We start from the raw sequence: 4,152 nt of genomic DNA, 5'->3' as shown, positions 1-4,152 counted from the left end.
CGTCGAACCCGGTTTCGGCGGCGGCGCGGGCGTAGAGGAGTTGGGCCTCGCGCAGCAGCGGCGGGGGCCCGTCGGGGCCGGTCTCCAGCGGGCCAGCGGTGGGCAGTTCGAGCAGGCGCAGCAGCAGGTCGTGGTCGGCGGGGGTGAGCGCGGCGGTCATCGGGCCCCCTCGGCGCGGCGGAGGCCGTCAGCGGTGCGGGCGGACCCGGTCGCGGCGTGGGGGTCCGCGCCCCCGCCGCTGCGGGGGTCGTCCCCGGTGCGCCAGGTGCGGGCCAGGAGGTCCTCCAGGGCGCGCCCGTAGGCGACGAAGGCGGGCCGGTCGCCGAGTCCGGGGGCTGCGCCCGAGGCCCGCAGGTGCGGACGCAGGTGCAGGTGGGGCTCGATGGACAGCGTTCCGGTGTAGCCGTTGGCGGCCAGCAGCCGCAGGCACTCGGCTGTTCCGGCCTCCCCCTGACCGGGCAGGACGTAGTCGACGCCGCCCTCGGGCGCGGAGACGGCGTCCTTGACGTGCACGTGCGCCACGTGGTCGAGGAGGTGGCGCAGCATCTCCGGGGCCCGGTAGCCGTGGGCGACGCCGTTGCCGGTGTCGAACAGCAGCCGCAGGGCCGGGCTGTCCACCTCGGCCAGCAGTTCCAGGGCGCGGTCGGCGCGGTCCCCGGCCCAGCCAGCGCAGTTCTCGTGCACCAGCACCAGGCCCGCGGCCTCGGCCCGGCGGGCCAGTTCGCGCAGGCGGGTGCGGACGCGCCGCCCCCATTCGGCTTCGGGGAGCCCGTCGCGGGGGTAGGACATGACCCGGACCAGGCGTGTGCCCAGCACCGCGCAGCGCCGGGCCAGGACGTCCAGTTCGGCCAGGTCGGCGGCGAAGTCGCCGGTGGCGGGCCTGGACCAGTCGGCGATGCGGGAGGCGACGGCGACCACGTCGGTCCCGGCCTCGCGGATCCGTCCGGCGGCGCGGTCGAAGGTCCGCTCGTCCAGGGCGGCCAGCGCGGTCCCGTCGACGGTGCGCAGTTCCAGGCGGTTCCAGCCGAGTTCGGCGAGGGCGGCGAGCTGTCCGTCGAGGTCGGGCGCCGCCTCGTCGCCGATCCCGGCTAGCGGCGGAGCGGTGTGTTCAGGCGCCGACGACACTGCCCGCCTCCTGCCTGCGGCCGTGGGCCGCGCACATCCGCTTGGCCTCGGTGAGCAGCCGGACCGCCTCGACCTGGACCGGGAGCGTGCCCGGGCCGCTGAATGAGCGGGCGTAGCGGGCGTAGGCGGCGCGGAGGAAGGCGGGGAGGGCGTCGTCGGCGAAGACGGAGTGGGAGGCCCGGTGCCCGGTGGCGTCCACCGAGAGCTGGGCGGTGTGGTCGGCAGCGCTGCACGGGTAGTGGCCGGTGAGCACGGCGCGGTCGAACTCCAGCGTGATGCGGCGCTCGCGGACGGGGGAGGTCAGGTCCGAGTCGATCCGGCTGCGCACCCCGCCGTGGTGCGCGAGGTCGAGTCGGGCGCGGCCCAGTCCGGGCAGCCGGGTCCGCTCGGTGACCATGTCCTCCAGACAGGCTCCGGTGACGTCCGCTGCTCCGGCCAGGCTGATCACCACGGCCAGCGCGTGCGGGACCTCCACGTCGAAGGCGGTGGGGTGGCCCGGCGTCCGCGCGGTGCGGGTGAAGCGGGGCTTGTTCTGCAGGACCGTGATGGCGCGCAGTTCGCCGAAGACGCGGCCCCGCACCGCGGCGCGCAGGCGCCGCGTGAGCGTGCTGTCCAGCCACTGGGTGGTGACGGTCAGGTCCAGGTCCCAGCGCCGCCGCAGCCGGGCGACGGCGGCCAGCTCCACCAGGTCCGGGGCCAGCGGCTTCTCCACGACGACCATGCGGTAGCCGAGGCGGGCCAGGTGCTCCAGCGGGCCGGAGCGCAGGTGCGGCGGCGTGCACAGGTGGACCACGGTGCGCGGGGGCGGCGCGCAGCGGGCGGCCCCCTCCAGGGAGTCGGCCGTGAGGACCCCCTCGACGGGACCCCGGAACGGGTCGAACCCCGTCACCGGCCCCGGGGCGAACAGGGCGGGGGCCTGGGCCCGTGCCTTGGCCAGGGAGGGCAGGTGCAGCCCTTCCCCCGATCTGCCCAGGCCGACGATGAGGGTGTGCAGCATGGCGTACGGGCACCTTTCCCTTCTGCTTTCACGGCGGCGCGCTGACGAATACCGGGGTGCAGCGGCCACACGCTTTCCGAACACACTGGGACATCGCACCGAAAGCGTCAAAGCGGAGAACAGGCCCCTTGGTCCGAAAACTCGGAAACGGACATGTTGCCGTCCGCACTGCGAGAAGGAAATGCGTACTTTCGTAATGTTTTCTCCCCGGCGGCCGCACCCCGCCGGAACACCGGGCGGCCCCGCGACCCCCTCCGGCGGTCGCGGGACCGGTCGGGATCAGGCCACAGAGAAGCTGAACAGCCCGCTGGGCGGAGCGTGCCAGCCGTGGTCCGGCGCGACCGGGACCGACGGCCCGAAGCAGGTCGTACCGGCGTGCATGCGCACGTCCGCGTCGGTGAGGTTGACCAGCACGTGCGCGGTCTCGGGGAGCCGCTGACAGGTGCCCGACGGGGGTTCGGGGTAGCGGCGCAGCTCCTCGAACTCGGTCGTGAAGACGACGACCTCACCGGTCGCGGCGTGGGCCGGAGCGGCGCCCGCCACGGACCCGCCCGCCGCGAACGCGAGTGCCGCAGCGGCGGACACGAGAGCCCTCATTCCGGTTGCCTCCATTTTCGTTCCGCTCTTTTTCCGAAGGATCGGCCCGCACATATCACCGATACGGCGAAGCCGACCCGGACATCCTGGCCCGCCGCCACCGCAAAGGCCAGCGCCGGTGCGGCCCAGCGGAATATTTCGGGCAGCCGCTACCCGGAGGCGAACCGGAGAGAAAGCACCAGGGGAGGAAAATATCGAAAATAATGCTTTCCACACCTTCGCTGAGATATGTACTGCTCGCGGCTTGGATAGCGTTATCGACGAAAAAGCGCGTTCTCGGGGAGGGGGATGTCCGGAACGGGTGGTTTCCCCGGGGTGGGCAGGGAACGCGAGAGGCCGGGAAGACCCCTTCGACGGCGGATCAGGCGCGGGAACGGCTGCCCGGAAGTTCCCCCGCCCCGCGACGGGCGCGACGGGCCGCGCACCCGACGGAAGGGGAGAAGTCCCGGTTTCCTGCGCGCACAAAAAAGCCCGCCCCGAGGGGCGGGCCGCTGTCTCCCGCGGCGCTCAGACCTTGCGGTATCTGGGCACCCAGGCGCCGTCCCGGACCTCGTAGTCGCCGAAGAGCGCCGGGGCCTCCTCCTGGAGGGCCCCGCCGATGAGGTGGAACAGCAGGCGGATCTCCTCCTCCGCTCCGGGGGCGGTGCGCGCCTCCAGGGTGTGGCGCAGGGTGCGCACGTTGGCGGTCCACACCAGGCCGGTGGCCACGCCCTCGGGGGCGAAGCGGCGCATGAAGGAGGTCTTGTGCTTCTTCTCCGCGAACTTGACGCCCTCGTCGTCAAGGCCGAAGTGGTCGGCCATCCAGAGCTGGAACTCCTCCATCTGGCGGAGCATCGCGGTGGCGCGCTCCATCAGCTCGGGGTCCTCCTCGGCCCAGTCGGGGAACCAGAACGGCAGGTCGGACAGGCGCACGAAGCGCAGGGACTCCTGGGAGACGGCCACGCCCGGACGGTGCCGGATCAGCTCGTGGGTGAGCACGCGCGAGACGTTGTGCAGGACGAAGCTGAAGCTGATGTGCTCCAGGACGGAGCCGTGCATGCTGGCCAGGATGTTGCCGAGGTAGGCGTCCTGGTCGGTGCGCACCCGGGTCACGTTGGGGTTCAGGCCCGGCTCCCAGGAGCGGTAGCACAGCCGGCCGGCGAACTCGGCCAGGTTCTGGGGGTCGTTGAGGTGGGCGTCGAGCTCACCGCGGTCGAACCGCTCCAGCCACGCCTCCCCGCCGACCTCCTTGAGGTAGTCGGCGACGGCGTCGTAGTCCACCTGCGGACGCGCCACCAGACGGACCTGCGGCTCGACCCTCTTCACAGCATGCCTCCCGTTCGTGTTCCCGGCTCCCCGCGCGCACGCCCGAGCACCGCGGCCGACGGGCGGCGCGGGGCGCGGAGGGCGTGACGGGGGAGGGGGCTGACCAGCCCTTCCCGAGGGTACACGGG

4 protein-coding genes are annotated in these 4,152 nt (G+C 73.1%); all 4 read right to left on the bottom strand.

Features of this window, described 5'->3' with window-relative positions; genetic code table 11:
• Positions 1-156: 156 nt before the first annotated feature.
• Entirely contained in the window at positions 157-1,125 is a 969-nt protein-coding gene (locus ABD54_RS25780; RefSeq protein WP_047872146.1) for a sugar phosphate isomerase/epimerase, read from the bottom strand.
• Entirely contained in the window at positions 1,109-2,122 is a 1,014-nt protein-coding gene (locus ABD54_RS25775) for an oxidoreductase (protein WP_047872145.1), read from the bottom strand. Before ABD54_RS25775 ends, ABD54_RS25780 begins: the two co-directional genes overlap by 17 nt.
• A 279-nt stretch (positions 2,123-2,401) precedes the next feature.
• Complete coding sequence (locus ABD54_RS25770) at positions 2,402-2,719, bottom strand: hypothetical protein (RefSeq protein ID WP_047872144.1); 318 nt, start codon at positions 2,717-2,719, stop codon at positions 2,402-2,404.
• Between the two features lie 507 nt (positions 2,720-3,226).
• Entirely contained in the window at positions 3,227-4,024 is a 798-nt protein-coding gene (gene thyX / locus ABD54_RS25765; RefSeq protein ID WP_047872143.1) for an FAD-dependent thymidylate synthase, read from the bottom strand.
• Positions 4,025-4,152 lie beyond the last annotated feature (128 nt).

Origin of the sequence: Nocardiopsis sp. RV163, assembly GCF_001029525.1 — a bacterium.
GTDB lineage: Bacteria > Actinomycetota > Actinomycetes > Streptosporangiales > Streptosporangiaceae > Nocardiopsis > Nocardiopsis dassonvillei.
The sequence above is the reverse complement of the archived record's forward strand: the minus strand, read 5'-3'. Positions and strand labels throughout refer to the sequence as shown.